Genomic DNA, 26,576 nt, shown 5'->3' on the forward strand with positions numbered 1-26,576 from the left:
GCAGGCGGGGATCCGTCCAGGCTTCTGTTCTTCGTGATGGGCAGGCTTGGATGTATCCCGGCCTTCGCCGGGATGACGAATGAAACGGTTTAGGGCTCCTAAACCAACTTCACGTCGGCGTGGAATTGATTGCCGGCCGTCGTCGCCTTCACGGCGCCCGACCTGATCGCGAAGTCGCCGAAGTGCTCGCCGTCTTCGCGCTCTTTCGAATACGCGATGAAGAGCGGCTCGAGCAGCGAAACGATGCGCTGCTTGTCGACGTCCTGCGCATAAAGCTTCGAGAGCCGCGAACCATTGAAGGCCGCGCCAAGGTAGAGGTTGTAGAGCCCCGGGTTACGCCCAACGAGACCGACCTCCGCAAGGTATGGACGCGCGCAGCCGTTCGGGCACCCGGTCATACGGATGACAATGTCGTCGTCCTTGAGACCGGCGCGGTCGAGGCTCTCCTCGAGCGCGGTAACGAGATCCGGCAGAAAACGCTCCGCTTCCGCCAGCGCAAGACCGCACGTCGGCAGCGCGACGCACGACATCGCATTGCGCCGAAGTCCCGACGATACATCGAGCGAAACGCCATGCGCCTTGAAGATCGCTTCGATCTTGGGCTTCGCCTTAGCGCTGATGTTCGCGAGAATGACGTTCTGGTTCGCGCTGCAGACGAAATCGCAAATGCCGAGCTCTGCGATCTCGCGCAGCGCCGACCTCAGCGCATAGCCGGGCTTGTCCTTAATGCGCCCGTTTTCGACGAACAGCGTCAGATGCCAGGCCTTATCCGAGGCCTTCTTCGCATCGAGCGTCTGCCGCCAGCCGATCTTGTCGCCGGTGCCGGCGAACTTGAAAGGCCGCGGCTTCTCGAATTTGAAGCCCAGGCGCTTCTCGACTTCTTCGCGGAAATTGTCGAGACCTCGATCCTCGATCGTATATTTGAGCCGCGCCCGGGCACGGTTTTCGCGATTGCCCCAATCGCGCTGTACGGTGACGACGCTTTCAGCGACAGCGATAGCCTGCTCGGGCTTGCAGAAGCCGATGAGATCGGCTGCACGCGGAAACGTATTGACGTCGCCATGCGTCATGCCCATGCCGCCACCGATGGTGACGTTCCAGCCGACGATCTCGCCCTTCTCGATGACGGCGATATAGCCGAGATCGTGCGCGTAAATATCGACGTCGTTATCCGGGGGCACGGCCACGACGACCTTGAACTTGCGCGGCAGGTAATGGACGCCGTAGATCGGCTCCTCGTCCTTCTTCGCAGGCCGCGACACATCCTCGACCTTTTCGCCGTCGAGCCAGATCTCGTGATAAGCGCCCGTCCGCGGCAACAGATGTTCGCTGACGGCCTTGCCGAGATCGTAGGCCTGCCGGTGCGCCTTCGAGAGGTACGGGTTCGCAGCGGTCATGACGTTACGATTGACGTCGCCGCAAGCGGCCAGCGTATCGAGACAGATGGCGTTGAACGCCTGCATCGTCCGCTTCAGGTTCGACTTGATGACGCCGTGATACTGGAATGTCTCACGCGTCGTCAGCCGCATCGTGCCGTTCGCATAGGTGCTGGCAATCGTATCGAGCCCGATCCACTGCTTCGGCGTCACGACACCGCCCGGAATGCGCAGGCGGATCATGAATGAGTAAGCCTTCTCGAGCTTTTTCTTGCCACGCTCGCCACGAACGTCGCGATCGTCCTGAATGTAGGAGCCGTGGAACTTGATCAGCTGCTGATCGTCTTCGGCGATGGCGCCGGTTTCGACTTTGAGCAGCCCCTCAGCCAGCGTACCGCGCAGCTGATGGCTTTGTTCCTTGATGAACTCGTTTTTCGAACGCTTGTCGGTCATTTCGATTGTTCCCGGCTTCCTCCCTCTCCTCATCGCCCTTGCGATGGGGAGAGGGTCGGGGTGATGGGCGGCAACCGCGCCGGAGCAAATCGTGGCCCCTCACCCTAACCCTCTCCCCGTGAAGGACGGGGCGAGGGAATTCAATCCTTAATAGATGTCGCGTTGGTAGCGGCCGGCTTTCGTCAGCTCCTTGAGCTTCGCCCGGCCTGCTTCTTCGTCGCCCTTCAACGGCTCGGCTAAAACTTTGACGAGCGTGGCGTCGACATCTTTCGCCATACCCTTCTCGTCGCCGCAGACGTAGATGTGGGCACCTTCCTGTAGCCACGCGTTGATCTCCGCGCGCTTCTCCCAGATTCGATGCTGGACATAGATCTTTTCCGGCTGATCACGCGAGAATGCAACGTCGATGCGCGTCAGGTGGCCCGACTCCAGATACTCCTGCCACTCGAGCTGATACAGAAAATCGTTGGTGAAGTTCCGCTCGCCGAAGAAGAGCCAGCTCTTGCCCTTGGCGCCGTCGGCGACACGCTCCTCAACGAAGCCGCGATAGGGCGCAACGCCGGTGCCGGCGCCGATCATGATGATCGGCGTATGCCCGTCGGCCGGCAAACGGAAATGCCGGTTCGGCTTGACGTAGATCCGCGCGTTCTGCCCTGTCTTGCGGCGCTCGCCGAGGAACGTCGATGAAACGCCCTTGCGCTCCCGGCCATGCGATTTCCAGCGCACCGCACCGACGAGAAGATGCGCCTCTCCCGGATGCGCCTTCAGGCTCGACGCGACGGAATAGAGCCTGCCGGGCAACGGCCGCAAAAGCCCGATCAACTGTTCCTGCGTGAGCTTTTCCGGATAGGCGAGGAAAAGATCGATCAACTGCCGGTCGGATGCGAACTTCGGATAAGCCTCGCCTTCGAGCAGCGCCTTGACGTCGGCGCGGCCGGTCAGCTTCGCGTAATTGTCGACAAGAGCGCGCGACAGCGTCGTGACGTCGTAGGATTTCTGCAGCTTCAAAAGCAGAGCCGCCTCCGAGCCGAGACCGACCACCTGCAGAAGGTCATCGACGAGAGCCGGATCGTTTTCCGGCAACAGGCCGATCGCATCTCCCGGCTGATACTTGAATGCCGGATCGTCAAACGCAAATTCCGTGTGCCACGTTTCGCGCGTCGAGCCACTGCCGTTCAAATTGACGAGCGCCGAAATCTCAGCTTCGAGCGGCTGTTCGGCGGTGTACTTCGGTTCGTCATCCTCGGCATGCGGAAGGGCACCGCCGAAATCGACATGCACGACCGTGCCGCCCGCCGCCGCGTCTTCGGGTGCAAGCTTGGCAAGCGCACCTTCCGTCCATTCCGCAGCCTTCTTCGCATAATCGAGATCGAGATCGACGCGATCGAAGCTCCGCACACCGCCGAGTTCTTCAAGGCGCTGATCGATGGCCTTGCCGATGGCGCAGAACTGCGCATAGGCCGTATCGCCCAGCGCCAGGACCGCGAACTTGGCACCATCGATCCGCGGCGCCCCATCGCTCATCAACGCTTGATAGAAGTCTACGGCGCGTGCCGGCGGATCACCCTCGCCCCACGTCGCCGCGAACACGACGATGTTCTTGGATTTGGCGAGGAGCGCCATGTCGGCGTCCGCCATATCGAAGACTTTCGCATCGAGACCGTGCTTCTGCGCAGCCTTCTTCGCCTTGGCCGCGAGGGCTTCCGAGTTACCGCTTTCGCTCGCGTAGAGAATGGTCAGCGGTGCCCGCGGCTTCGCAGCCGGAACCGGCTGGACCATGCCCCCGCTCTGCGCGGCCTCGAAACCGGCGAAAAAGCCGGCGAGCCACGAACGCTGCTGCGGAGTTGTCCGCGCAACCACTTTATTCAACAGTTCAATGTCTTCCGGCAGAAAGGGCGCGTTGCGCGGAAGTAGAGGGGCTGCGGTCACTCAAAGTTCTCCTCGTCAGGGCGACGCCCAGCGTTCGAGGCGCGGGCGTAGCGCGCCTCTGATCCCGGGAAAAGCCCAAACATGCCGATCGGGCATGCGTCCGACGCGGCATATAAACGGTCAAATCTTAATAGCCGCCCGACAATGCCGAGCTTCACGCCGCTGAGGCCAGCTTCATACGCTAAAATAGAACAATTTTCCACACAACTGCGGCACTTGACCCGAACATAAGAATAATTTTCCAATATATCAGAGCCACGCCCTGCAAAAATCATAGGCCGCGGCTCCAAGCGGGAAGCCCGCACTACCGGAAACCGCTTGCGTAGCTGCCGAGGTATCCCGATCGGCAGTCAATTCGATCACACGCAGACGTGAAGCGCATTGATTTGAAAAGCAGACCCCGAACATGATCTCTACGTCATGACAGCGGCAACCAGCCTTGACTTTGGTGGGCTGATCCGCAGATTGGGCCGGCACAACAAGTGTCTGCACCGGTCTAGTGGGCCCTCGGCGGGGTCTGCGAGGAACGTAAGCAGTTTACCGCTTTTGGAGGAAACACAATGAAGATTTGGACCAAACCCGCAGTGCGCGAGCAGGAAGTTGGCCTTGAGGTCACGAGCTACCTGCCGGCCGAGATCGACCTCATCTAATCGATGAAGTCTTCAGTCTCGCAAGGTTTGTGAGACACCGGCGCGGCGGTCGATGATCATCGGCCGCCGCTGCTGTTTGCTCTCGAAAAATGAGAGCGCTGCCGGCTTCGGCGACCCGTCGGCGCAACCATATAAGCTCACATGATCATCAAAGTGCTCGGATCCGCCGCTGGGGGTGGATTTCCGCAATGGAATTGCAATGGCTTTCACTCGGCAAAGGTGAGAGCCGGTGTGGCGGGATACAGGCCAAGACTGCAATCCTCCCTCGCCGTCAGTAGTGACGGCGCAAACTGGGTATTGCTCAACGCCTCCCCGGACATTCGCCAGCAGATCAACGAAACGCCGGAACTGCAGCCCGTCAAAAACGGAAAGCTCCGCGATTCGCCGATCAAGGCTGTTGTTCTGACCAACGCCGACGTCGATCATATCACCGGACTCTTGAGCCTCCGCGAAGGCCAGCCCTTTTCGATCTACGCCGCCGACCGCGTTCTCGCGACCCTCGAAGCGAACAGCGTTTTCGATGTACTCGCCAGAGACAAAGTCCGCCGCATCCCATTCGAACTGAATGAGACGACGCGTCTCGAGGGCGCCGGCGTTGATCTGGGTCTCGTCGTCGAAGCCTTCGCCGTGCCGGGCAAAGTCGCGCTATTTCTCGAAAAGGGCGATGCGAGCGGCAATTTCGGCAGTCGCGAGGGTGACACCATCGGCCTCAAGATCACCGATGCCAAAACCGGCAAATCGTTCTTTTACATCCCGGGCGTTGCCGAAATCGATGAGCCGCTCGCCGGCAAAATCCGCAACGCCGAGCTGCTATTCCTCGACGCTACACTGTTCGAGGATGACGAAATGCTGACCCAGGGCCTTCTGAACAAAACCGGCAAACGAATGGGCCATATCTCGGTTTCCGGACCCGATGGTTCTATTTCCGCATTGAGCCAGCTCAATGTGAAGCGCCGGATCTACGTTCACATCAACAATTCCAACCCGATCCTGGACGAGAATTCAGAAGCCCGTAAAGTTGTCGACGCATCAGGATGGGAAGTCGGCTTCGACGGCATGGAGGTCCGCCTATGAACCCAGTCAGTCTCGAGAAGAAAAACGCCGAACGTCGCGGTAACGAGCCGCCGATGTCGCCTGCCGAGTTCGAAGCCGAGCTTCGCGCCGTCGGGCCCGAGCGCTATCACGATCTCCATCCCTTCCATCACATGCTGCACGGCGGCAAACTGAACAAGGGTCAGGTCCAGGCCTGGGCACTCAACCGCTTCTGCTACCAGTCCGCCGTTCCGCGGAAGGATGCCGCTCTGATCAGCCGAGCCTACGATCGAGAGCTGCGCCGGGAATGGCTGCATAGAATTCTTGACCATGACGGTCTTCCGCCGGACGAGCCGGGCGGCATCGAGCGTTGGCTGATCCTGACGGACGGCCTCGGCCTCGATCGCGACTACGTGATCTCCCGGCGCGGCGCGCTGCCGGCCACCGTTTTCGCCGTCGAATCCTATGTCACGTTCGTCCGCGAGCAGCCTCTGACGATTGCCGTCGCCTCGTCGCTGACCGAGCTCTTTGCGCCGAAGATTCACAAAGAGCGCATCGCCGGCATGCTCGAGAACTACGACTTCATCGACGACAAGGTGATGGCCTACTTCAAGCGCCGCCTGACCCAAGCGCCGCGGGACGCTGACTTCGCACTTCAGTATGTCTTGAAGAACGCCAAAACGCGTGAGGAACAGGAAGCGTGCGTGGATGCGGTCCGCTTCAAATGCAACGTCCTCTGGGTCCAGCTCGATGCGCTCTATCACGCCTATGTCGCCGGTCACATTCCACCCGGCGCGTTCCGCCCCGAGGCCTAATCGATGAACGCCGAAGCCAATCGCACACGTGTGATCATCGTACCGGCGTCAAAACCGGCTTTGCCACCCCATATTAAGTTGAGACACGACCCTGGTCGGGGCCGGTGGCACGTACTCGCACCTGAGCGCGTGTTCGAGCCGGACCCGATCGCGATCGAAATTTTGAAGCGTTGTGACGGCGTGAACTCGGTTGAGGAAATCGCGTCGGAACTCGCGAAGGACTACAACGCGCCGCTGCAAGAAATCCTGGCAGATACGATATCGATGCTGCAGGAGCTTTCGGATAAGGGCGTCATCAAGGCCTAGAAGACTGGGTAAAACACGGAGCTTACGTCAATGAACGAAGTAGCACCGATGGAGCAGTTCTCCGAAAAGCCCTTAGTCGAGGCTTGCGCCCGCGCGCCCGTCGGCCTTCTGGCCGAGCTGACACATCGCTGTCCGCTCCAGTGTCCCTATTGCTCGAATCCGCTCGAGCTTGATCGCGTCAACACCGAGTTGACGACCGAGCAGTGGCAGGACGTGATGCGGCAGGCGGCTGACCTCGGCATCCTGCAAATCCATCTCTCGGGTGGCGAGCCGACGGTCCGCAAGGATCTCGAGGACATCGTCGAGGTCGCGGCGAAAGCCGGCCTTTACACCAACCTTATCACCGCCGGCGTGACGCTGACCCGCGATCGCCTGAAGCGTTTGAAAGAACTGGGTCTCGACCACGTCCAGCTCTCGATCCAGGACGTCGACGAAGTCAACGCTGAAAAGATCTCGGCTTACAAGAACGGCCTCGCGAAGAAGCGCGAAGTCGGCAAGTGGGTGCGCGAATTCGATATGCCTCTCACCATCAATGCCCCGATCCATCGCCACAACATCGAGAACCTGCCGAACATCATCAATTTCGCCGTCGAAATGGGCGCCGGCCGCATCGAGGTCGCGAACATCCAGTATTACGCCTGGGCGCTCAAGAACCGGGCCAGCCTCATGCCGACCCGCGCTCAGGTTTTGAAGAGCGCCGAGATCGTCGAGGAAGCGAAAGAGCGCCTTAAGGGCATCATGGTCTTCGATTTCGTCGTGCCCGACTACTACGCGAAGACGCCGAAGCCCTGCATGGGCGGGTGGGGCCGCGGCGTGATGAACGTAACCCCGCAAGGCCGGGTGCTCCCCTGCCATGCGTCGGAGTCGGTTCCGGGCCTCGAATTCGACAATGTCAAAGACCGGCGTTTGGCGGAAATCTGGCTCAACGGTCAGGCGTTCCAGAAATACCGCGGCACCAGTTGGATGAAGGAACCGTGCCGGGGCTGCCCCCGTGCCGAGATCGACTTCGGCGGCTGCCGTTGCCAGGCCATGGCCTTCACCGGCGATCCGGCGAACACCGACCCGGCCTGCAAGTTGTCACCCTATCATCAGGCCTTCGTCGCCGCCGCCGAGGCCGAAAGCGGCGTCACCACGCCTCCCCCGTTCGTCTACCGCCGGATGAGCCCCGTCAAAGCCACGGCTGCCGAGTAACGGTCGGTCAGTAACGAGCGGCGAGCAATGTTCACTTAACCGAGCCTGAGCCCGCGCGCGCAGTGCAGCGTAATCGCAGGAGAATTTTTCTACCCGGTGCGGCATTCTGTTCGGCCGAGGTTCAGAAAAAAAATGGCAACTTCCTGTGACTGAGCTATGAGTTTGAGCGTTTCTAAATTGTCGCTCAGGCGAAACGGGAAGGAAAACAAGAATGCGCAAGTGGGTTCTGGCGATTGCAATGGTCGCAGCAGTACCGACCGCTGCTATGTCCGCCGATGCGGAAGCCGGCAAGACGGTCTTCAATAAGTGCAAAGCCTGCCATCAGGTCGATAAGAACGGCGTCGGTCCGCACCTCGGTAGCGTTGTTGGCCGTAAGGCTGCAAGCCTCGCAGATTACAACTATTCGGATGCACTGAAGAAATCCGGCATCACCTGGGATGAAGCGGCGCTCGACAAGTGGCTGCAGGGCCCGGCCAAGGACGTTCCCGGCACCAAGATGATCTTCGCTGGCGTCAAGGACGAAGGCGACCGCGCCAACCTCATCGAATATCTCAAGACGCTGAAGTAAATCGCACCGTCTGATTTTCTTTTTCATAGAAGCGCCGCGTAGACGAGAGTCCGCGTGGCGCTTTTCGTTTTGGTCGGGCCCGATCCTTAGATTGGCTGAACCTCGCGACTGTCGAGCTTTTCCAGCATCGCATCGATGGTTCGGCCGTTGAGCCTGAGCTCCGGCGCGATATCCTTGAGCGGCACCAGCACGAATGCACGCTCGGCAATGAGCGGATGCGGAACGGTGAGATCCGGGTCGGCAATCTCGAGATCCCGGAACGTCAGAATATCGACATCGATGATGCGCGGTCCCCATCGGAGGGTACGAACGCGCCCCATGTCGTTTTCAACGGCTTGGCACTCTTTCAGCAATTCGTGCGGCGAAAGCCCGGTTTGAACCGCCACACACGCATTGACGAACCAATCCTGATCCGTGACGCCCCACGGCGCAGATCGATAAAGCTTCGAGCGCGCCACGACCCGAATCGAGCCATCGGCCGTCAGCCGCCGGATCGCCTCCTCGATATTGTGCGTCCGGTCGCCAAGATTCGTTCCGAGACCCAAAATGGCGTCGAACGCGTGAGCCGGCCTTTGCAGGTGCGCTTCCACGCGCTCGACCTTCGCCATCGGATTTGCCTTCATCGGCCTTAGTCGTACTTGATGTAGGCGAACCGCATATCGCCGTGCGGTGTACCTTCGAGACCCTTACCCTCTTTGCCAGGCTGCCAATGCACCACTTCCTCGATCTTCTTCGCTAGTTCGAGATCCTTGGAGGTGATGCCCTTAGCCGCATGGTTCATCAGCCGAACCTCGACCCACGCATAGGAGAGCGTCATATCGGGGTGGTGCCACGCCGCTTCGGCGAGATGGCCAACAGTGTTGACGACCATCAGCGTGCCCTTCCAGCTCGCCGTCTTGTATGTGCGGCGGATCCAGCCGTTCTCAAGCTTCCAGGTCGGAAGATTGGCGGCCAGCCAAGCCTCAACATCGGCATCGGCCATCGGTTTTTCGCGTTCTGCACTCATCTTGCCCTCGACCTCCAATTATCGGACAACTCGTTTCTTTAAATCCTACCGCCGCCGCATCCCGTAAAGCAAACGGATGCCTGCAGCGGTTTTCGAGAAAGGACCGTCTTAACGTGAGGCCTTTTCCGGCAACCTCTGCCGCGATCCGCGTCACGGCTCCGGCACGCTTGCACCTGGGCTTCCTCGATTTGAACGGGGACCTGGGGCGACGCTACGGAAGCATTGGCTTGAGCATCGACCGCCCGAGTACCGAACTCACCGTCGCGAAGGCAGATCAGCATTCCGCCTCCGGAAAGGAAAACCAGCGCGCTGTTGCGCTCGTCCGCAAGTTCGCCGGCGAACAGCCGGGTAACGGCTACGCCATAAACATCTCCGAAGCTATCCCCGCACACGCCGGCCTCGGCTCGGGAACGCAACTTGCGCTTGCGATCGGCGCCGCGGTTGCCGCAATTGAAGGGCGGACGCTTTCGGCGGCGGATATCGCCTCCCTAGGCGACCGCGGGGCACGTTCCGGCATCGGGGTCGAGGCCTTCACATCCGGCGGCTTCATCATCGATGGCGGCAAAGGCAAAACGGACAGGCCGCCGCCTGTGACACTGCGATCCGACTTCCCGCCGGATTGGCGGGTCATGCTCATCCTTGATCCCCGCAATGCCGGCGTCTCCGGCGAAGCCGAGCTGACCGCATTTGCAGGCCTCCCGCCATTCCCCGAGACGAGTGCAGCGCACATATGCCATCTGGTCCTGATGAAGCTCATGCCGGGCCTGAAGGAAGAAGACATTGGCGCGTTCGGTTCAGCCTTGACCGAAATTCAGGAGATCGTGGGTGCCCATTTTGCTACCAAGCAGGGTGGCAGCGCATGGACCAGCAAAGCCGTCGGACATCTCGCATCGCGAATGCGAGAACTGGGCGCGACGGGCATCGGACAAAGCTCCTGGGGCCCGACCGGTTTCGCCTTTGTCGAAAGCCAAAAAGCGGCAGAACGCCTCTATCATTCTTTAAACGAAGACGCTAAAGGCGTCGGGCTCGAAATCCTCATCGCACATGGCCGCAACTCTGGCGCCCGTATCGAAACGCTGCGAAATACAAAACGAATGGAGCAATAAACGAAATGAGCGACGCAACCCCTATTCTGCATATGCTCGCGCCGCAGAAGCACATGAGCCCGTTCGACGTGAACATGGCGGCTGATGCCGGCTACAAGGTGATCGTTCCCTATATCAACGTCGAACTGGGCGAGGTCACGGGCCTCATTCAGGACGCGATCTTCTCGCGTCCCCCGAATTACGGCGTACGCACCGGATTTTTCATGGGCGGCAAGGATGCGATCCTCGCGCTCGATATGCTCGATGCCGCAAAAAAGGCGATGGTTCCGCCGTTCGAATGCTCCGTCTTCGCCGATCCGGCAGGCTCGTTCACGACCGCCGCCGCCATGGTCGCGTGCGTCGAGAAGCTTCTGAAAGACAAGTTCAATAAGAACTGGAAGGGCGTGAAGGTCGCAGTCTTCGGCGCCACGGGCGTCGTCGGCTTCGCATCGTCCATCATCGCGGCCCTCGAAGGCGCCGAAGTCCAACTCGTCGCCCACCGCGGTGTTGAGCGCGTCATCAAGAATGCCGATATCTCGAAGGCCCGCTTCGGCGTCGATCTCAAAGCCGTGCCCGGCGAAACCGATGCGCAGAAGCAGGAAATCATCGCCAACGCTGAGGTTATCTTCGCAGCCGCCGCAGCTGGCGTTCAGGTCGTCTCGAAGGAACACAAGGCCCTCGCCAAGAACCTGAAGGTCATCGCCGACGTCAACGCGGTACCGCCTGCAGGCGTCGAAGGCATGGAGCTTTTCATGAACGGCGAAAAGCTTCCGGGTTGCGACGCGCTCGGCGTCGGCCCGCTCGCGATCGGCGACATCAAGTACAAATGTGAATCGGGCCTCTTCAAGCAGATGATCGATTCCGACAAGCCGCTGGTGCTCGACTTCCGCGACGCCTACACGCTCGCGAAGAAGCTCGTCGGACTGGGTTGAGGCCAAAGGCTTAATGAACGGCGAGACGGTCCTCATCGCCGCGTTCTCCGGGCGGAGCCTTGCGCAGTCCGCCCGGCGCGCCGGATTTGAGCCCCTCGTCGCCGATGCCTTCGGCGATCTCGATACACAAGCAGCCGCCGGGGACGTTCGCGTTCTCGACGGCGCCATGCAAACGGGCTTCCGCACGAAGCCTCTAATTGCAGCGCTCGAAGACCTGGCCCGGACATCGGCAACAAAGCCGGTCGGGCTCGTCTTGGGCTCCGGCTTCGAAGATAAGCCGCGTCTCGTCGCGGCGCTAGGAAGCCGGTTCAAGCTGCTCGGCTCTGATGCCGCGACCTACAAAGCCTGCAAGGATCCCCGCAACTTTTTCGGCGTCCTCGACAGGCTCGGCATCACGCACCCGAAAACCGAAACCGATCCGCCGGCTGACTCAGCAGGCTGGATATCGAAGCGCATCGGCGGCAGCGGCGGCCGCCACATACGGGCGTGCCACGGCCCCCAGCGCGCCAAACCCCGCCGCTATTTCCAGAAGGAACTCGCGGGCGAACGCATTTCCGCCGGCGGCATATTTTCGGCCCAAGGCAATACGATCTTGCTCAGCCGCCAATGGATCTCGCCATCCTCAGAGCATCCATTTCGATTCGGCGGCTGCGTATCGAACCCAGCGATCGGCGAACGCCTCCGCGAAACGATATTGAACATCGTGCATACCGTTGCGAGCGACCTTGGACTGCGCGGCATGGCCTCCTTCGATTTCATCATCGATCCCGCGCATGGGCCCCACCTGCTTGAAGTCAATCCGCGTCCCGGGGCATCACTCGATGTGCTCGACGACGCTAAAGGCCAGCTGTTCGCAGACCATATGGCGGCCTGGACGGGTGCCGCCTCCGTGGGCGATCGCAAAATTCCCGAGCACGCAAAAGCGATGGCGATCCTGCACGCCGACCGTGGTCCGATCATCCTTAACGAAGTCCCCTGGCCCGACTGGAGCGCCGACCGCGGCTCACCTGGAACGTTCGTCCCGCTCGGCGCCCCTCTCGCCACGGTCTTCGCTGACGCTCCAACGGCAGATGCGGCAGAAGCCCTCGCTCGCAAACGCTTGGCGGAACTTGAAGACCTGATATACGGACACGCCAAATCCTGACCCGGAGTTTCTAATGGTAAAGCAGCCTAGCGTTTCGGCAGGCGCCGCAAAGATCGTCGACGACATCGTGGCCAATGCTGATGCGCTTCGCATCTCCGTCACGAAAGGCAGCCTCGGCGAACGCCTCATCGACATGGGCGCCTCCGTTGTCGGCGGGCTTGAAGCTGGCCGCCGTCTCGGCGAAGTCTGCATGGGCGGCCTCGGCACCGTAGCATTCACGCAATCGTCCGGCCTTCCGAATTGGCCGCTTGGCGTTGTCGTCTCCTCGAACAATCCAGTCATCGCCTGCCTCGCCAGCCAGTACGCAGGCTGGACGATCAGTGACGAAGCATCCGGCTTCTTCGCGCTCGGCTCCGGACCGGCGCGCGCCCTTTCGCGCGTCGAGGATTTGTACAAAGATCTCGGCTACGTCGACCATTACCCGAAGGCGACGCTCGTCATCGAAGGCGATAAGGCTCCGCCTGCCGCAGTCATCGCGAAGCTGTCGACCGGCTGCGGCATCGATCCAACCGGTCTCACGATCTTGTACGCGACGACCTGGAGCCTCGCAGGTACCGTGCAGATTGCGGCTCGCGTTCTCGAGGTCGCGATCCACAAAGCGCACGCTCTCCATTTCCCTCTCGAAAATATCCTCGACGGCACCGGCACGACACCGATCGCTCCGCCGTTCCCCGATTTCGTCAAGGCGATGGGCCGGACCAACGATGCCATCATCTATGGTGGCCGCATCCATCTCTTCGTCAAAGGTCCGGATACCGACGCGAAGCGGCTTGCAGAAAATCTGCCGTCGAGCACGTGCAACGCCTACGGTAAGCCGTTCGCCGAGATCTTCGCCGACGTTAACGGCGACTTCTATAAGATCGATCCGATGCTCTTCTCACCGGCTCAGGTGATCGTCTCGAACGTCGAGACGGGCAATTCCTTCCGCGCAGGCGAGCTCGCGCCGGAGATCGTCGATGCGAGCTTCCGCTGAGATAACGCCTGATCCTTTGCCGGGTCCCGGCGATGGTCTGCACCTCGCCCTTCTGATCGAAGAAGGGCGAGGCGAATGGCACGCGCGCCGTATCGTCCGCTCGCTCGAAGCCATGGGCGCGCGCGTCACGGTTTCGTCGCTTCCACATTGCGCATTCGATACCGGCCTCGAAAGCGGCATCGATATTCCGGGCTTCAAAGGCCGCTTGCCCGACGGCGTTTTCGTGCGCTCGATCTCCGCAGGAACACTCGAGCAGATCACCTTTCGACTCGGCCTGCTGCATGCGTTGCGCGAAAGCGGCGTGCGAGTCTGGAACGACGCGCGCGCCATCGAACGGTGCGTAGACAAATCTCAAACGACGTTTCTTCTGCACAAGAACGGCATCCCAACACCGCGAACGCGCGTCTGCGAAACACTTCCGCACGCGCTCGAATACACCGAAGGGCTTGATCGCCCGCTCGTGGTGAAACCGCTCTTCGGCAGCCAGGGCAAAGGCATCGGCATGATCGCGCAGCAGAGCGAGCTGCCGGCGCCCGAGACCGTCGATCAGATGTATTACATGCAGGATTACGTCGCGCCGCGGGATGGCCTCTTCGAGGATTGGCGCGTGCTCGCAACCCGTCATCGCGTCGTGGCCGCCATGACGCGGCGAGGCACGAATTGGGTGACGAACATTCACCAGGGCGGCAAAGCCCGGGCCCATCTCCCCGATGACGAAATGACTCGCATTTCGATGGCCGCGATGCGCGCCGTCGATGCCGATTACGCCGGCATAGATCTCATTCGCACTGCCACGGGCGAGCTACAGGTCCTGGAAGTGAATTCCAATCCGGCATGGCGCGGGCTTCAGGGCGTCGCCGACGTCAACATCGCCTGGGCGATTGCCGAAGATTTCTTGAAGACGGTCCTGGCGCATCGCGAAGCGTCCGGCATCACCGTCGCCGCGGTGTCATGAAGGGACCGCGGCACCCCGCTGAAATAAGCGCGGCGTTTCTCGATGCCTGCAACGCCGAGCTCAATGCGTTGAAGCCCGGCAATGTCCATCGCTATTCCGCCGGCCACGGAATGGAGGTTCTTCATTTCGAGCAGGCCGCGAAGGCTGCAGCAGGTCCGATCGCCGATCCATCGCTGAGCGTCGGCAAACGCATCCTTCGTGCAACCGAGGCAAGCGTTGCCGCGACGGGCATGAATACCAACCTCGGCATCGTGCTGCTCTGCGCGCCTCTTGCGAAAGCCGCGAGCGAAACGACGTTCGACGTCGGCCTGCGCCGGCGCCTCGGCAACATACTTTCCGCACTCGACGAGCAGGATGCGGAAGACGCGTTCGAGGCGATCCGCATTGCCAACCCCGCTGGCCTCGGCGCCGTTGGCGACGGCGATGTCCGCGCCTCCTCGAGCCACCTAACGCTGATTGCTGCAATGCATCTTGCGACTGAGCGGGATCGCATCGCCAATGCCTACGTCAACGTTTTTTCGGATGTTTTCGATTTTGGGTTGCAGACACTTCATGCCGCGCGAGTAGCACCGGGCGCCGCCCCGAATCTCGCGATCACGACGCTGCACATGGCTCTGCTTTCAGAGTATCCCGACACCCATATCGCCCGGAAATACAATGCGGAAATAGCGTCGGAGGTTCAGCACGAAGCCCGCGCCCTACGGTCGTACTGGTTTCCTGTTGCAACTGCGAAATCCATCGCCGTCCTCCAGGATTTTGACGCAAAGTTGAAACAGAGCCGTCTCAATCCAGGCACCACTGCCGATTTTGTGGTCACCACCCTTTTTGCCGACGCGCTGATCGAGCGGAAACATTTATGAATGCCGTCGCAGTCCACTTTAAGGGCTTGTCTCGCTCGATGACCTGAGGCAATACAGGCGCCGTGTCCGCTTTCTCTGCGGACCTATCCCTGTGCCGACGCTGGTACTCATGACACCAGGGCGCCGACGTGCTTGGATATTCATCGCCAGAGCAGTACAGCGAAGTCCCGGCTTTTGACGGGGGAGCGTTGGTGCTCGTATCTTCATTTCGTGGGAGGAACCCCCCTAATGGCCAAAATCAATAAAGTCATGGTCGGCGAGTCGCTCGTCGGAGACGGTAACGAAGTCGCACACATCGACCTCATCATCGGACCCCGCGGTTCGGCTGCTGAGACGGCTTTCTGCAACGCGCTGACCAACAACAAGGACGGCTTCACGACGCTTCTCGCCGTCATTGCGCCGAACCTCCCCTGCAAGCCGAACACGATCCTTTACAACAAGGTCACGATCAAGGACGCCCGTCAGGCCGTTCAGATGTTCGGACCCGCTCAGTACGGCGTCGCAAAGGCCGTTCAGGACTCGGTCGCTGAAGGCGTTATCCCGGCCGCAGAAGCCGATGACCTCTTCATCAGCGTTGGCGTGTTCATCCACTGGGAAGCTGCCGACGACGCCAAGATCCAGGACTACAACTACCGCGCCGTCAAGGAATCGATCGCTCGCGCAGTTGCCGGCAAGCCGACGGCTGCTGAAGCAACCGCACAGCGCAACTCGGCTCAGCATCCGTTCGGTGCGAAGACTTGAAGCGGAAACCGTCCTCAGCAGGTAGAAAACAAAAATGAAACTGCCCCTCCTATGAAGGGGGGTCTGCTGCAGCGATTGGGTAGACTGCTCTCGGGCCGTTACAGCGGTTGACATCCGAGCCGAAGCTAAGGCCGCAACTTGGCTTCGAACTCGGCTGGAGCGGCTGCTGCCAAATCCGGAATGGACATTACCGGCCGGCGACTTCTTTGAGGTCGCCGGCCGAAATTTTTCCGGAATGCAATGCCGATGCTAGCAAAGCACCTTTGACGCCGATCTTTCGCAGCGCGTCGAGATCCGCACGATTGCGGACACCACCAGCGGCATAAACGCGCCGGCTTCCCGCGCGCGACACGATATCAGCAAGCTTTTGGAAATCTGGCCCGGCGTTCGCGCCGACGCGATCGAGCGTCATGACGATGACGCGTGACGGCCAGAGCGAAGAATCGCCGAGCAGCGATTCCGGCCCCATGAATTCGTCATGCCTGAAGTCGAGCGACAGCACCGTGCGCCCCGGCGCCTCGGCGGCGATATCCGTCCACACCCTCGTCGTCTCTATGCTCTCCGAGCCGACGACGAGCGTGGCAACGGGCGCAGCCAGCACGGCGCGCGAAGCCCCACGCGAGCCCGTTCCGGCATCGATCCAGATCTCGACCCCGGGCAGAACATGGCTGAGCGCCGGAACCAGATGCTTGTTGCGGCCTCGGCCCTCGATCCCATCGAGATCAGCCAGATAAAGCGTCCGAAACGGAAAAAGCTTTGCGAGGCCCCGCGCCAGGTCTGCCGGATCGGCCGTCGCCGCGATTGGCGTCTCGATCGGTCGATAGGCCGAACGCTCCCCCTTTACCGCACGAACGACCTGCCCGTGCGCGACATCGATAACCGGAATTACGTCCACGACTTGCCTCCTCGCACCTTGAGTGTATCACGGTCGGAGATGTCGAAGCGAAGGCGCAAATGACGAAGGTCACAATCGGCTTGGATGTTGGCGGTGCCCACCTCAAGGTCGCGCGCGTCGAGGATGGCCGCGTCGTCGCCGTTCGTCAGTTGGCCTGTCCGCTGTGGGAAGGGCTGGACCGTCTCGACGCTGCCCTGCACGCAGCCGATCCGCTGATCGCGAACCACACCGTCTGCGCAATTACGATGACCGGCGAGCTCACCGAAATTTTCGAGAGCCGCGAAGCAGGCGTGCTCGCGACCGTCGCGCGATTGCGCGAACGGCTCCAGGGTGAGCTTCGCGTCTTCATGGGGCTGAAAGGCTTCGCCTCGCCGCAATCCGCCGTTGGCGATCCACTCTCGGTCGCATCTGCGAACTTCATCGCGACCGCACTCCTCGTCGCCCAGCGTCTCCCTAAATCGCTGCTCATCGATATGGGCTCGACGACAACCGACATCATCGCGTGCGACCGTCCTCTCGGGCTTACCGACGCCGAACGTCTGCAGACGGGCGAGCTTGTCTATACGGGTTTGACGCGAACGCCCGTTGCCTCGATTGCAAATCGCGCGCCGCTCGCAGGCCAATGGCAGAGCCTCGCCCGCGACGGCTTCGCGACGATGGCCGACGTCCGCCGCGTCCTCGGCGATCTCCCCGAGGACGTCGATCAGCATGCAACTGCGGACGGCCGCGGAAAATCACAAGAGGAAAGTCTCATCCGTTTCGCGCGCGGCTTCGGGCGCGACGCCGAAATGCGCCACCTGCCGGCGTGGCAGGTTTCCGCGAATTATGTTTCAGAACGGCAGCTGCGTTCGATCCATGATGGCGCGCTGCAAGTTCTGTCGCGTCCTGGCGAAGCGATAAACTCCGTGGTGCTCGCTGGTATCGGAGCATCGCACGCGGAAAAAATTGCAATCCGCCTCGGAAATCCTGCAGTCGCATTTGGCGCGCTCATCGATGCCGAGACTGATCAGCGGCTTTGGGCGACACGATGCGCTCCGGCCGTCGCCGTGGCGCTCCTTCAGCACAAATGAAATCGGCCGCAACGGAAACCGTCGCGGCCGAAAAAAATTCACGAGACGAAGTCTCAGCCGCGTTCGCGACGGAGCCGCACGAGATCGAACGAACCGCTTTCGATTTCCAGATCGTACACGTGACCGTTCGCACGCTTGGCGTTGTTGATTTTCCAGTATCCGTGCGACCAGCGGACGTCGCGCCATTCGACGAAGCCCATGTGGCGCAGTCTCTCTGCAACGACAGCCGGATCTTCGCGGGGACCATCGCGTCCTGCGCTTGCAGGGAGTGCCATGGCTACGCCGATAGCGGCGACGGCCGAAGCGAGCCGTACAATACGAGAGACGTCAATCATCGAGTTCTGCCTTCTTCTGCTGAATTCACTCTGGGGGTGCCGAGCTTCAAACATATGAGGCCCGGATCAGTTCCCTCTACACGCATTCCACGGCAGTGGGCAACAAATGAGGCGATAAAGAGAAATGCGGTAAGCTACTCGGCATCCTTGAGTTGTGACTCGAGATGCTGCGTCGAAAAGCCGGTAGTATTTTTCAACGCTTGATACTGCTCCCGGGCTGTTACGCGATCCGCGTGCGAAGATTTCACCGCCGCAATCAGAATATTCTTTGAAGTATGTTCAGTCGAAACGAACTCGATCATTTTGACTTTGTAGCCGGAAGCCTCGAGCAGCAACGCGCGGGCCGCATCGGTGACAAGATCCGCCTGGCGTTGCTTCAATAGCGGATATTTGATGAGCCCCTGCAGGCCGTCGCCCGTATCTTTGATCTGCGGCGCGATTTCATGCTGGCAGCAGGGCGCCGATAGAATGATCCCCGCGTCAGCACGCGCGCCGAGCGCCATGGCATCGTCGGTCGCGGTATCGCAGGCGTGAAGCGCGATGACGATGTCGACGTGAGGCTGCGAAGTCCGCGACGCGGCTTCGGCAACGAAAGATAATCCCTCGAATCCGAGCTCTCGTGCCAGCCGGTTACAGAAATCGACGAGATCGGCGCGCATCTCGATCCCGGCCATGTGGCAGCGGCGGCCGAGCCCTGTCGTCAGATGATCGTAGAAGGCGAAGGTCAGATACCCTTTGCCCGAACCGATATCGATAATGGACAGCGGCGCGTCTTTCCTCAGATCGCTGTCCTTGATCAAATCGTCGGCGATCTCGATGAAGCGGCAGATCTGGCGATATTTGCCTTGCATCGACGGCTTGATGCGGCCCTCGCCATCCGCAATCTGCAACGCCTTGAGATAAGGTCTGTCCAGCGGCACGAGATATGTTTTCTTGCGATCGTGCGCGACGGGCTCCGCCGTTTTCAACGTCGCCTTCCCGTGCGCCAAATGCGGAACGCCTTTACGGCTGTAATCGAGGCGAATGTCCCGCACCGTCGAAAAGAGCGTCGCGCTCATGTAGGTCACGCCGATCGACGAACCGATCGCACCTAAGCCTTCTTCGACTTTGTAAGTCTTCGTCTCGTCCTTACGCGGAAAGCTCGTGACGACTTTCAGATGCGGCACGTCCTTGAGCATCACGAGAGTCGCCACCGCTTTCGAAGCTTCGCCTTCGCCGCGAAACTTTCCGAGCGTCAACTTGGCGAACGATCCGTCATCGAGCGCGGCCGATAACGCCGTCATGAATGCTTGCTTGGCGTCGCCGTCAGACGTCATGAGGTCGTCTGATCGAACCGCGCCTGACGCCACGCCGTGATTTTTTCCATCAGCCATTCCCATGCCTCTTCTTCGCGCGGGCCGGCGGTTTTCGAAATTGCGATTTCGAGATACTTCAATTCGCTTTCGACTTTCTCAGGCGGCAGCATGTTGAGCCGCGTCGTCAGAACCGCAAGCTCGATGACCGCGGCTTGCGCACGATTGAAGCCCTGCCACGGCTTGTGCGTCTCTTCGTGCACGATGGAGCAAAGAAAACGCGGCCGTTGCTCATCCTCGACGACCTTCTCGACCTTCAGCTCCCAATGCGAAACGCAATCGGCGAGCCGTTCGCCTGCGATGCTTCGCGTCGGCAACAGCGGCCATATTTTCCGCCCTGTCACGCCGCCTGCGAAAACTCGAACATCGTCAGTGTGGCTCGCCGCCGCAACCGGATTGGCGCGCAGGTTATCGAGCGTCGTCGACGGCCGGAACGGCGCAATGATCCAATGCGTGCCGTCATGGATAAGACCGAGAGGAGCGATGTACGCTTCTCGCTTGCTATTGAAGGTCGTCACGATCGTTTCGACGATAAGCGGCATCACGCGCCTCCTCCGCCGGCCAGAATTGCGGCAAGCGCCGCATCATCCGCCGGTCCGAAGATGGACCACGAAACCCCTGCCCGCGCAACGATCTCAGGAAAGAGTGGATCGATCACACCTTGCCGCGCCAGTTCTTCAGCGGAAAGATGACCCGCTGCATCAACCGACTTCAGAAGAATGAGACGCGCATCCAGAAGCTCCGCGAGCCGTGCCGCCAGACTGTCCGACGTGGCGGACCAGCCCGCCGGCAGAGACTCGTCGTTGCCCATCATATGAAGCGGCGCCCAGACCGGGATCTGTCCATCCATGATGCAATCGGAGATTTCGTCGATCGTTTGCGCGACTTTCAAGCCGAGGCATTGGGCGGCCATCCATTCCGCCATCTGCTCCATTGCGAGCATGGCGAGCCGATGCGCCACCGCATCGTCGAAGCTCATCTCGCGCTGCAAGCTGCGTACGGCATCGGCAAACGGCCCGCCGCCGGGTACGATCACGATCGGTATCTGCGCCGCACTGAGCATCTTCAGCGCGCTACCGAGGCGGCCGGTCTCGGAGAGGCTTCCGCCGACCTTGACGACGAGCGGGCTTACCTCTGTCAGGCGACGCTCAGCCACGACCGAACTCGCGCGCCGCGGCCTTTGAAGGCGGACGAATGATCTCGACACCGCGCAGCGGGCCGCGCTCCAGCTTCTCGAGGACGACGCGAACGGCCGCAATGCGCTTGTCGGCAAGAACCTGCGCGGCAATTTTCTCCGCGAACGTCTCCACAAGCTTGATGTGGCCGCCGCGCGCGAGCGCAACGATGATGTCGATGATGTCCGCATAGGATGGCACCTCGGCCATCTCGTCCTCGACGCTGAACACATCCTTTTGCAATCGCGCTTCGACGGTGAAGCGCACCTTCTGCGTCACGCCCTGCTCTTCCGCGTAGACGCCGACGTTGCAATCGACGACGAAGTCACGAACGAAAATCGTATCCGCAAGTTCACGCATTTCAGATTGCTTCTCATTGGCCTTTGCAGGCTTCTTCTTGTCATTCATGCGACTGACGTCTCCGGCGCTACATTTGCGAATCGTGCGTTATCCATGGCGCGACGTACCGCAATCACGCAATCGGCTTCAATGGAGCCTTTGCGGCCAGCAGTGCAAAGCGCGCCGCGAAATCCCAGCATATCGGGTTCGAGGGGTGTGAGCACGGCGATGTCGCGTTCCCGAAGCGATCCCGCGAGCCCGGCAAACAAATCATGCGCGCGTGCGATGCGGAGAAATTCGCCCAGCTGCCGAAGAGGCAGAACAGTCGTCAGGCTGCCTGCCGCCTTGTCGGCTGTGTCCAGCATGACGCCTGCAAAGCGGGCATCGCGAAGCGCCTCGAGAACGGTGAAATCCGGAGCCCGGTCCGCCATCAAAACGGCGACGAGTTTGGTCGAGTGCGAACATGCGTTGCCCAGCGCCGAGATTGCCGCGCGCGGATCTTCCTCTCCGAAGAACCCGATCTTCACGACGTCCACGCCCGTTTCCGCCATCGCGATCGCCGCCGCCGTCATGACCTCGGGATCGGACAGCAAATCGCCGACCGTCGCGCTGACGGACGCACGCCCATCGACTTGGGCGACGATGTTGCGAACCGTCGCGAGCGGCAGCGCGCCGAGCGCGCCGGCTGCCGGGTCCTTGCAGTCGATGATATCGGCGCCGCCTTCGAGCGCAATCCCCGCCTCGTTCGCGTTCGTAACGCTGGCGAGAAAGGCGGGCTTGCCTCGTCTCAAACCTTCGATCATGCCATCATTCCGAGATTGATCCGCCGTCGGCCGCTTTAAGCGGCGAAAATGCGATTCTGTTCCGCAAGCACGGCCGCACGGTCATGGCGCTGCGCCTCGGTCAGGTCGATGCTCACATCCTGGACGACACTCGCCTTTCCGGGCGCCAAGCGCAAGATGCGCGTTCCGAGCTGAATTGCCTCGGTCCGGTCATGGGTAACGAAAATCACCGTCGTCGGATGGCTGTGCCAAAGCTCCATCAGCAGGTCACGAAGGCTTGCGGCCGTCTGCTCATCGAGCGAGACGAAGGGTTCATCCATCAGCAGGATTTCGGGCTCCAGTATGAAACCCCGCGCCAGCGCCGCACGGCGTTGCATGCCGAGCGACAGCCGCTCCGGATAGGCATTCATCGCCTGGCCGAGCCCCACGCGTTCCAGCATGCCCGCGATCCGCGATTGCTTCGGATCGTCGCTCGGAAGCGCGAGAGCAATGTTTTCGTAGACCGTCCGCCAGGGCAAAAGGCGCGGCGTCTGAAAGATGAAAGCCAGGCGGTCCGCGGCAGGCCCAAGATCGACGCTCCCCTCGTAATCAGGGTCGAGCCCCGCGATGATGTTGAGCAAAGTCGATTTCCCGCATCCCGAGGGCCCGGTAATGACGAGAAACGAGCGCGGAGCGACATCGAACGTAATGTCCTTCAGCACCAGCTGAGCTTCGCGGTCACCGACAGGCGGAAAGACCTTGCGGCGAACCGAAACGCTGATCGGCCGCGCGCCGTTTGCCCCGTTTAACGGCGCCATGTATTCACCCGTGCCTGCAACGGTTGCAACACCAGAAATTCGATCGCTTGCACGATGAGGATGAACGCCAGCGCGTACGCCAAAATCGTGCTTACGTCGAACTCCTGGAAAGCGATGCTCAAGCGATAGCCGACGCCGCTCGATCGCCCGAAGGCTTCAACGACGAGGACAATCTTCCAAACGAGCGAAAGGCCGGAACGCGCCGCCGCCGCGAAGAACGGCGCGAGCTGCGGAAGGATTACGTGGCGAAGCGTTTTCCAGCGTCCGAATTTGTAGATCTTCGCCATCTCGTCGAGATCTCGCGAAAGGCTGCGCGCGCCTTCCCGCATGTTCACGGCGACATTCGGAATTTTGTTGAGCGCGACGGCGGTGATCGCCGCGATGTCGGTCAGACCGAACCAGATGTAGCAAAGCGTGATCGTGACGAGCGCCGGCAGATTGAGAAAGAGGATCAGCCAAGCGTCGAAAAACTTATCCGCAGTCTTGAAGCGGCCGAGCGCCAGCCCGATCGCCGTGCCGATGAACATGGAAACGACGAACGCGGCTGCCACGCGCACCAGCGTGGCCGAGATATTCACCCAGAGATCGCCATTGGCGCTCTCGCGCCATAGCACGTCGAAAACCGCGATCGGCGTCGGCAGATAGCGGTTTTGTGCGTAAACGGCGATGATCTGCCAGAGAACGGCCAAAACGAGCAGCGAGCCCGCCATCCATGCGAGCCGCTCCAAGGCGGCCGTAAAGCCCAAAGGCGCGGCGATCGGCTTAGGTGTGGAAAAGGTTCTTGTCGAAATGGGTGCCATCGCCAACGAGTTCCGTATCGCCAAGTTCAATCAGAAGGTTTGTCAGCTTCTTAGCAGCCGCAGTTTCCGCTTCACCCCACGATCCCGTGATGCCGGATCTATAGTAATTCCGGATCGCGATGAGCTCGGCTTCGGAAGCTGGCTTGATTAACGGCCGCAACCGCTGCCAGGCGCCATCGGACGAGGCGAGGACGCGGTTGGCATCAGCCACTGCCGCCAAGAGCTTGTCGACCGGAACGCCTTTATTTCGGACTTCTTTCTCCGACCAGATGAACCCGACGAGCGGCGGCGTCGGGCTGACGTCGAGCCCCTTCACCACCTCCGCCATGGTGAGAAGCTCGCGCGCACCGCCAGCCTCCAGCCGCGCGGCATAGGTCCAGAAATTCAAGACCCCATCGAGCCGGCCGTTCCGGAATTCTTCCGTGACCAGCGGCGCCGCGCCGAAAACGGGCTCGGAAATGTTGGCAATATCCTTGCCGAGCATCTTGCGCGAGTAAGCACGAAGCAGGATCCAGCTCTTGTCGATACCCGTTCCGGCGACGCCGATCTTCTTGCCTTCGAGATCCGCCAGCGATTTGATCGGGCTATCCTTGCTGACCATCAGACTGCCGAGCGCAGACGAATAAGGGGCGAACTTCAAATCATCGCCCTTCGCCCGCTGCCGGAGCGCCCACGTCCAATCGCTGACGATAACGTCCGCGGCGCGAGAGAGGAGCGCGACCGGAGCCGCCTGATTGTTTGCAACATCGACGACCTGCAAATCGAGATCGTGCTTCTTGTCGATGCCTTCCTGGCGGATCGTGTCGATCAGCCAGCCGACCGAACCGAATTTCACCGACGTCAGCCGTACCGGCACGGAGGCCATCGCCACACGAGGCAAAAGCATGGATGCCCCGAATGCAGACCCCGCTGCCAGAATTGTGCGGCGTGAATGCGTGGTCATTTCGCAGGAGCCTCGACGTTAAATCTGTTTCTCCAAAGATAGCGAACGCCGTGCAGCCAGAGCTCGTCAGTGTTGCCGTTGATCGCCGCCGACATTGTCTTTGTCAGCTCACCGGTTTTGGTATCGCGCGCAATGATTTGCAAACTGAGTAACGCATCCGAGATCTTATCGACGTAACCCGTAACGGCAATATCCGCGCCAGCTTCCTTGGCGATCGGTACCTCACAGCCATTGCACTGATGAAACGGTGAAGCTTTCTCGATTTCCTGCGCTTGCGGCCCGAGATCGACGACCGAGTACTTCCCATCCTTCACCATTAACGCTTTGAGTTCGTCGGCGATGACCTTCAGCCGCCGCAGGTCCTCAGGGTTAAGCTGCGGGACGATCTCGCCATCCTGCTGCGCATCGTGAATGTCGAACGGGAATACCGCAGCCTTGGTCGTCGTAGCGTGCGCCGGCACCACGATAAGAAACGGTGCGAGCAGGCATAAGAAATGCTTAAACGAGGGCATGTTCGGTCGTTTCCAAGCTATTGAGTGAACTCAGACTTCAAGGTGGATGGATGCGCCCGGCCGAAGCGCCATTCTGTACGTGCCCGCTTCCCCCCAACCATTGCAAGAGGTTCAGGGCTCACTTGCTGACCATTCCCGGTCACAAACGCGCGAGCCCGGAGCCTCCAGCTTGACAAGGCGGACGCCCGCCCCCTTTTAGCAACACAGTAACACTTTGCGTCGCGCGACGGCCCGCGGTGAGGGCCGAATGGAGTTGGACCATTGGCATTCCCGAGCACCCGACCCGCTGAACTCTCCCGGAAATCCGGTTGGCAGACAGCCTGCGCCGTCCTCCTCCTCGCATTGGCCTTCGCGCGGCCTGCTGCCGCCGAAGAAGCGAGCCCCACGCCAGCCCCGATCCCCATTCCCTCGGCACAACCTGCGAGCGTAAACGTCCAAATTCTTTACGTTAAGGAGAATGTCTCGAAGGAGCTTCCCCTATCACTGCTCGACCAGCCGAACCCGGACGACGGCATCGCCGGTGCCAAGCTCGGCGTCGCCGACAACAATACGACGGGCCGCTTCCTCAACCAGACGTTCAAAATGGACGTCCTCGAAGGCAATATTGACGAACTGATAAAGGGCGCGACCGAGAAGCTCGCGAGCGGCGATAACTTCATCATCGCCGACGTCGCGCCGGATTCGCTTCTGAAGCTCGCCGATGCGTTCAAGGACAAACCGGCCCTCATTTTCAACGTCGGCAACCCGGACGACAGCGTGCGCGAGGAGAACTGCCGCGCCAACGTCCTGCACACGGCACCAACCCGCACGATGCTCGCCGACGCCCTCGCCCAATATCTGGTCTGGAAAAAATGGCCGAACTGGCTGCTCGTTGTCGGCCCAAGCCCAAATGATCAGCTACTCGCTGACGCCTATCGCCGGGCCGCGAAGAAATTCGGCGCCAAGATCGTCGAGGAGCGGCAGTTCAAGATCGATACCGGCAACCGCCGGGCCGATGGGGGCTACGAGCAAATTCAGCAGCAGATCCCCCAGTTCATGCAAGGCGCCAAAGACCACGACGTCGTCCTGGTCGTCGATGATGACGAAGTTTTCGCCGACTACTTTCCTTACCGGACTTGGGTTCCGCGTCCAATCGTCGGCTCCGCAGGGCTAGTACCGTCGAGCTGGCATCCGGCGCTCGAGCTGTGGGGAGGAACCCAGTTCCAGAATCGCTTCAAGAAGCTGACCGGCCGGATCATACGCCCGATTGATTATGACGCCTGGGTCGCCACGCGCGCCATCGGCGAAGCCGCCTCGCGAAAGCAGACGAGCGACTTCAATGTTCTTCGCGATTACATACGTTCCCCGAAGTTCGAGGTCGCCGCGTTTAAAGGCGTCGCGACCAGCTTCCGCTCGTGGAATGGCCAGTTACGTGAACCCCTGCTCGTTTCGACTCCGAAGCACTTGGTCAGCGTCTCGCCGCAAGCTGGCTTTCTTCATCAATTCAGCGTCCTAGACACGCTCGGCCTCGATAAACCGGAGACGAAGTGCAAAGCCTACACGCAATGATCCGGAACTGGA

31 protein-coding genes are annotated in these 26,576 nt (G+C 60.6%); 15 read left to right on the forward strand and 16 right to left on the reverse strand.

Annotated features, from left to right (window positions below):
* Positions 1-98: 98 nt before the first annotated feature.
* From AB4Z24_RS15075 to AB4Z24_RS15085, 3 genes are all read right to left on the reverse strand, one after another.
* Positions 99-1,829: an NADPH-dependent assimilatory sulfite reductase hemoprotein subunit gene (locus tag AB4Z24_RS15075; RefSeq protein WP_441709502.1), complete on the reverse strand. Its 1,731-nt coding sequence runs from the start codon at positions 1,827-1,829 to the stop codon at positions 99-101.
* Positions 1,830-1,976: 147 nt separating this feature from the next.
* The gene (locus tag AB4Z24_RS15080) at positions 1,977-3,758 is read right to left on the reverse strand and encodes a diflavin oxidoreductase (RefSeq protein WP_441709504.1); all 1,782 of its coding nucleotides are present in this window, start codon (positions 3,756-3,758) and stop codon (positions 1,977-1,979) included.
* Complete coding sequence (locus AB4Z24_RS15085; RefSeq protein ID WP_441709506.1) at positions 3,755-4,033, reverse strand: hypothetical protein; 279 nt, start codon at positions 4,031-4,033, stop codon at positions 3,755-3,757. Before AB4Z24_RS15085 ends, AB4Z24_RS15080 begins: the two co-directional genes overlap by 4 nt.
* A gap of 285 nt (positions 4,034-4,318) precedes the next feature.
* On the opposite strand from AB4Z24_RS15085, the gene pqqA reads away from it, so the two are divergent.
* The 6 genes from pqqA to AB4Z24_RS15115 all read left to right on the forward strand — a co-directional run bounded on the left by pqqA (position 4,319) and on the right by AB4Z24_RS15115 (position 8,320).
* On the forward strand, positions 4,319-4,408 hold the full coding sequence (pqqA, locus tag AB4Z24_RS15090; protein ID WP_041921595.1) for a pyrroloquinoline quinone precursor peptide PqqA: 90 nt from the start codon (positions 4,319-4,321) through the stop codon (positions 4,406-4,408).
* 141 nt (positions 4,409-4,549) lie between these two features.
* Entirely contained in the window at positions 4,550-5,482 is a 933-nt protein-coding gene (gene pqqB, locus AB4Z24_RS15095) for a pyrroloquinoline quinone biosynthesis protein PqqB (protein WP_441709508.1), read from the forward strand.
* The gene (pqqC, locus tag AB4Z24_RS15100) at positions 5,479-6,255 is read left to right on the forward strand and encodes a pyrroloquinoline-quinone synthase PqqC (protein WP_441709510.1); all 777 of its coding nucleotides are present in this window, start codon (positions 5,479-5,481) and stop codon (positions 6,253-6,255) included. Before pqqB ends, pqqC begins: the two co-directional genes overlap by 4 nt.
* Positions 6,256-6,258: 3 nt before the next feature.
* Entirely contained in the window at positions 6,259-6,561 is a 303-nt protein-coding gene (gene pqqD, locus AB4Z24_RS15105) for a pyrroloquinoline quinone biosynthesis peptide chaperone PqqD (RefSeq protein ID WP_441709511.1), read from the forward strand.
* A gap of 30 nt (positions 6,562-6,591) precedes the next feature.
* Complete coding sequence (pqqE, locus tag AB4Z24_RS15110; protein WP_441709513.1) at positions 6,592-7,752, forward strand: pyrroloquinoline quinone biosynthesis protein PqqE; 1,161 nt, start codon at positions 6,592-6,594, stop codon at positions 7,750-7,752.
* A 211-nt stretch (positions 7,753-7,963) separates the two neighbouring features.
* Entirely contained in the window at positions 7,964-8,320 is a 357-nt protein-coding gene (locus AB4Z24_RS15115) for a c-type cytochrome (RefSeq protein ID WP_441709515.1), read from the forward strand.
* Positions 8,321-8,406: 86 nt separating this feature from the next.
* Here the strand turns inward: AB4Z24_RS15115 and folK are convergent, their stop codons facing one another.
* Entirely contained in the window at positions 8,407-8,928 is a 522-nt protein-coding gene (gene folK / locus AB4Z24_RS15120; protein WP_441709517.1) for a 2-amino-4-hydroxy-6-hydroxymethyldihydropteridine diphosphokinase, read from the reverse strand.
* Positions 8,929-8,948: 20 nt separating this feature from the next.
* Positions 8,949-9,326, reverse strand: coding sequence for a 4a-hydroxytetrahydrobiopterin dehydratase (locus AB4Z24_RS15125; RefSeq protein WP_290989622.1), 378 nt, complete (start codon positions 9,324-9,326; stop codon positions 8,949-8,951).
* Between the two features lie 113 nt (positions 9,327-9,439).
* Between AB4Z24_RS15125 and AB4Z24_RS15130 the strand changes: the two genes are divergently transcribed.
* The 7 genes from AB4Z24_RS15130 to fae all read left to right on the forward strand — a co-directional run bounded on the left by AB4Z24_RS15130 (position 9,440) and on the right by fae (position 16,016).
* Positions 9,440-10,432 carry a beta-ribofuranosylaminobenzene 5'-phosphate synthase family protein gene (locus AB4Z24_RS15130; RefSeq protein ID WP_441709519.1) on the forward strand — a complete coding sequence of 331 codons (993 nt, stop codon included), beginning with the start codon at positions 9,440-9,442 and terminating at the stop codon, positions 10,430-10,432.
* A gap of 5 nt (positions 10,433-10,437) precedes the next feature.
* Positions 10,438-11,343 (forward strand): NAD(P)-dependent methylenetetrahydromethanopterin dehydrogenase, encoded by a 906-nt coding sequence (locus AB4Z24_RS15135; protein ID WP_441709521.1) that lies wholly within the window; start codon positions 10,438-10,440, stop codon positions 11,341-11,343.
* A gap of 13 nt (positions 11,344-11,356) precedes the next feature.
* A complete protein-coding gene (locus AB4Z24_RS15140; protein WP_441709523.1) occupies positions 11,357-12,487 on the forward strand; it encodes an ATP-grasp domain-containing protein in 1,131 nt (376 codons plus the stop codon).
* 13 nt (positions 12,488-12,500) lie between these two features.
* Positions 12,501-13,460, forward strand: coding sequence for a methenyltetrahydromethanopterin cyclohydrolase (gene mch / locus AB4Z24_RS15145; RefSeq protein WP_441709525.1), 960 nt, complete (start codon positions 12,501-12,503; stop codon positions 13,458-13,460).
* Positions 13,444-14,415, forward strand: a complete 972-nt coding sequence (locus AB4Z24_RS15150) for an ATP-grasp domain-containing protein (protein ID WP_441709527.1) — start codon at positions 13,444-13,446, stop codon at positions 14,413-14,415. Before mch ends, AB4Z24_RS15150 begins: the two co-directional genes overlap by 17 nt.
* Positions 14,412-15,275 (forward strand): triphosphoribosyl-dephospho-CoA synthase, encoded by an 864-nt coding sequence (locus AB4Z24_RS15155; RefSeq protein WP_441709529.1) that lies wholly within the window; start codon positions 14,412-14,414, stop codon positions 15,273-15,275. Before AB4Z24_RS15150 ends, AB4Z24_RS15155 begins: the two co-directional genes overlap by 4 nt.
* A 228-nt stretch (positions 15,276-15,503) precedes the next feature.
* Entirely contained in the window at positions 15,504-16,016 is a 513-nt protein-coding gene (gene fae / locus AB4Z24_RS15160) for a formaldehyde-activating enzyme (protein ID WP_441709531.1), read from the forward strand.
* Positions 16,017-16,203: 187 nt separating this feature from the next.
* Here fae and AB4Z24_RS15165 read toward each other — a convergent pair whose 3' ends face one another.
* Positions 16,204-16,911, reverse strand: coding sequence for a HisA/HisF-related TIM barrel protein (locus tag AB4Z24_RS15165; RefSeq protein ID WP_441709532.1), 708 nt, complete (start codon positions 16,909-16,911; stop codon positions 16,204-16,206).
* 59 nt (positions 16,912-16,970) lie between these two features.
* On the opposite strand from AB4Z24_RS15165, the gene AB4Z24_RS15170 reads away from it, so the two are divergent.
* Positions 16,971-17,981 (forward strand): hydantoinase/oxoprolinase family protein, encoded by a 1,011-nt coding sequence (locus tag AB4Z24_RS15170; RefSeq protein ID WP_441709534.1) that lies wholly within the window; start codon positions 16,971-16,973, stop codon positions 17,979-17,981.
* 53 nt (positions 17,982-18,034) lie between these two features.
* Here AB4Z24_RS15170 and AB4Z24_RS15175 read toward each other — a convergent pair whose 3' ends face one another.
* From AB4Z24_RS15175 to AB4Z24_RS15220, 10 genes are all read right to left on the reverse strand, one after another.
* Positions 18,035-18,316 (reverse strand): PepSY domain-containing protein, encoded by a 282-nt coding sequence (locus tag AB4Z24_RS15175; protein ID WP_441709535.1) that lies wholly within the window; start codon positions 18,314-18,316, stop codon positions 18,035-18,037.
* Positions 18,317-18,450: 134 nt separating this feature from the next.
* The gene (locus tag AB4Z24_RS15180; RefSeq protein WP_441709537.1) at positions 18,451-19,689 is read right to left on the reverse strand and encodes a class I SAM-dependent methyltransferase; all 1,239 of its coding nucleotides are present in this window, start codon (positions 19,687-19,689) and stop codon (positions 18,451-18,453) included.
* A complete protein-coding gene (locus AB4Z24_RS15185; protein ID WP_441709539.1) occupies positions 19,629-20,210 on the reverse strand; it encodes a DUF447 domain-containing protein in 582 nt (193 codons plus the stop codon). Before AB4Z24_RS15185 ends, AB4Z24_RS15180 begins: the two co-directional genes overlap by 61 nt.
* On the reverse strand, positions 20,210-20,824 hold the full coding sequence (locus tag AB4Z24_RS15190) for an amino acid kinase family protein (protein WP_441709541.1): 615 nt from the start codon (positions 20,822-20,824) through the stop codon (positions 20,210-20,212). The genes AB4Z24_RS15185 and AB4Z24_RS15190 overlap by 1 nt, the downstream gene beginning before the upstream one ends.
* A complete protein-coding gene (locus tag AB4Z24_RS15195; protein ID WP_441709543.1) occupies positions 20,817-21,251 on the reverse strand; it encodes a dihydroneopterin aldolase in 435 nt (144 codons plus the stop codon). The genes AB4Z24_RS15190 and AB4Z24_RS15195 overlap by 8 nt, the downstream gene beginning before the upstream one ends.
* A complete protein-coding gene (locus AB4Z24_RS15200; RefSeq protein ID WP_441709545.1) occupies positions 21,248-21,985 on the reverse strand; it encodes a (5-formylfuran-3-yl)methyl phosphate synthase in 738 nt (245 codons plus the stop codon). The genes AB4Z24_RS15195 and AB4Z24_RS15200 overlap by 4 nt, the downstream gene beginning before the upstream one ends.
* Positions 21,986-22,020: 35 nt before the next feature.
* The gene (locus AB4Z24_RS15205) at positions 22,021-22,761 is read right to left on the reverse strand and encodes an ABC transporter ATP-binding protein (protein ID WP_441709547.1); all 741 of its coding nucleotides are present in this window, start codon (positions 22,759-22,761) and stop codon (positions 22,021-22,023) included.
* Positions 22,749-23,561: an ABC transporter permease gene (locus AB4Z24_RS15210; protein ID WP_441709549.1), complete on the reverse strand. Its 813-nt coding sequence runs from the start codon at positions 23,559-23,561 to the stop codon at positions 22,749-22,751. Before AB4Z24_RS15210 ends, AB4Z24_RS15205 begins: the two co-directional genes overlap by 13 nt.
* A complete protein-coding gene (locus tag AB4Z24_RS15215; protein ID WP_441709551.1) occupies positions 23,524-24,504 on the reverse strand; it encodes an ABC transporter substrate-binding protein in 981 nt (326 codons plus the stop codon). The genes AB4Z24_RS15210 and AB4Z24_RS15215 overlap by 38 nt, the downstream gene beginning before the upstream one ends.
* Positions 24,501-25,016: a DUF3280 domain-containing protein gene (locus AB4Z24_RS15220; protein WP_441709553.1), complete on the reverse strand. Its 516-nt coding sequence runs from the start codon at positions 25,014-25,016 to the stop codon at positions 24,501-24,503. The genes AB4Z24_RS15215 and AB4Z24_RS15220 overlap by 4 nt, the downstream gene beginning before the upstream one ends.
* 261 nt (positions 25,017-25,277) lie before the next feature.
* On the opposite strand from AB4Z24_RS15220, the gene AB4Z24_RS15225 reads away from it, so the two are divergent.
* Entirely contained in the window at positions 25,278-26,564 is a 1,287-nt protein-coding gene (locus tag AB4Z24_RS15225) for an ABC transporter substrate-binding protein (RefSeq protein ID WP_441709555.1), read from the forward strand.
* Positions 26,565-26,576 lie beyond the last annotated feature (12 nt).

Origin of the sequence: Hyphomicrobium sp. 2TAF46 (genome assembly GCF_052114865.1) — a bacterium.
Taxonomy (GTDB): Bacteria; Pseudomonadota; Alphaproteobacteria; order Rhizobiales; family Hyphomicrobiaceae; genus Hyphomicrobium_B.

What these genes read in the sequence shown, in the direction of transcription:
- AB4Z24_RS15215 (WP_441709551.1), bottom strand. Translation starts at nt 24,504, where the DNA reads ATGACCACGCATTCACGCCGCACAATTCTGGCAGCGGGGTCTGCATTC.
- pqqE (WP_441709513.1), top strand. Translation starts at nt 6,592, where the DNA reads ATGAACGAAGTAGCACCGATGGAGCAGTTCTCCGAAAAGCCCTTAGTC.
- AB4Z24_RS15210 (WP_441709549.1), bottom strand. Translation starts at nt 23,561, where the DNA reads ATGGCACCCATTTCGACAAGAACCTTTTCCACACCTAAGCCGATCGCC.
- folK (WP_441709517.1), bottom strand. Translation starts at nt 8,928, where the DNA reads ATGGCGAAGGTCGAGCGCGTGGAAGCGCACCTGCAAAGGCCGGCTCAC.
- pqqD (WP_441709511.1), top strand. Translation starts at nt 6,259, where the DNA reads ATGAACGCCGAAGCCAATCGCACACGTGTGATCATCGTACCGGCGTCA.
- AB4Z24_RS15125 (WP_290989622.1), bottom strand. Translation starts at nt 9,326, where the DNA reads ATGAGTGCAGAACGCGAAAAACCGATGGCCGATGCCGATGTTGAGGCT.
- AB4Z24_RS15150 (WP_441709527.1), top strand. Translation starts at nt 13,444, where the DNA reads ATGCGAGCTTCCGCTGAGATAACGCCTGATCCTTTGCCGGGTCCCGGC.
- AB4Z24_RS15185 (WP_441709539.1), bottom strand. Translation starts at nt 20,210, where the DNA reads ATGCCGCTTATCGTCGAAACGATCGTGACGACCTTCAATAGCAAGCGA.
- pqqA (WP_041921595.1), top strand. Translation starts at nt 4,319, where the DNA reads ATGAAGATTTGGACCAAACCCGCAGTGCGCGAGCAGGAAGTTGGCCTT.
- AB4Z24_RS15075 (WP_441709502.1), bottom strand. Translation starts at nt 1,829, where the DNA reads ATGACCGACAAGCGTTCGAAAAACGAGTTCATCAAGGAACAAAGCCAT.
- AB4Z24_RS15135 (WP_441709521.1), top strand. Translation starts at nt 10,438, where the DNA reads ATGAGCGACGCAACCCCTATTCTGCATATGCTCGCGCCGCAGAAGCAC.
- AB4Z24_RS15200 (WP_441709545.1), bottom strand. Translation starts at nt 21,985, where the DNA reads ATGATCGAAGGTTTGAGACGAGGCAAGCCCGCCTTTCTCGCCAGCGTT.
- AB4Z24_RS15180 (WP_441709537.1), bottom strand. Translation starts at nt 19,689, where the DNA reads ATGGCTGATGGAAAAAATCACGGCGTGGCGTCAGGCGCGGTTCGATCA.
- pqqC (WP_441709510.1), top strand. Translation starts at nt 5,479, where the DNA reads ATGAACCCAGTCAGTCTCGAGAAGAAAAACGCCGAACGTCGCGGTAAC.
- AB4Z24_RS15195 (WP_441709543.1), bottom strand. Translation starts at nt 21,251, where the DNA reads ATGAATGACAAGAAGAAGCCTGCAAAGGCCAATGAGAAGCAATCTGAA.
- AB4Z24_RS15115 (WP_441709515.1), top strand. Translation starts at nt 7,964, where the DNA reads ATGCGCAAGTGGGTTCTGGCGATTGCAATGGTCGCAGCAGTACCGACC.
- AB4Z24_RS15140 (WP_441709523.1), top strand. Translation starts at nt 11,357, where the DNA reads ATGAACGGCGAGACGGTCCTCATCGCCGCGTTCTCCGGGCGGAGCCTT.
- mch (WP_441709525.1), top strand. Translation starts at nt 12,501, where the DNA reads ATGGTAAAGCAGCCTAGCGTTTCGGCAGGCGCCGCAAAGATCGTCGAC.
- AB4Z24_RS15205 (WP_441709547.1), bottom strand. Translation starts at nt 22,761, where the DNA reads ATGGCGCCGTTAAACGGGGCAAACGGCGCGCGGCCGATCAGCGTTTCG.
- AB4Z24_RS15170 (WP_441709534.1), top strand. Translation starts at nt 16,971, where the DNA reads ATGACGAAGGTCACAATCGGCTTGGATGTTGGCGGTGCCCACCTCAAG.
- AB4Z24_RS15175 (WP_441709535.1), bottom strand. Translation starts at nt 18,316, where the DNA reads ATGATTGACGTCTCTCGTATTGTACGGCTCGCTTCGGCCGTCGCCGCT.
- AB4Z24_RS15085 (WP_441709506.1), bottom strand. Translation starts at nt 4,033, where the DNA reads ATGATTTTTGCAGGGCGTGGCTCTGATATATTGGAAAATTATTCTTAT.
- pqqB (WP_441709508.1), top strand. Translation starts at nt 4,550, where the DNA reads ATGATCATCAAAGTGCTCGGATCCGCCGCTGGGGGTGGATTTCCGCAA.
- fae (WP_441709531.1), top strand. Translation starts at nt 15,504, where the DNA reads ATGGCCAAAATCAATAAAGTCATGGTCGGCGAGTCGCTCGTCGGAGAC.
- AB4Z24_RS15155 (WP_441709529.1), top strand. Translation starts at nt 14,412, where the DNA reads ATGAAGGGACCGCGGCACCCCGCTGAAATAAGCGCGGCGTTTCTCGAT.
- AB4Z24_RS15220 (WP_441709553.1), bottom strand. Translation starts at nt 25,016, where the DNA reads ATGCCCTCGTTTAAGCATTTCTTATGCCTGCTCGCACCGTTTCTTATC.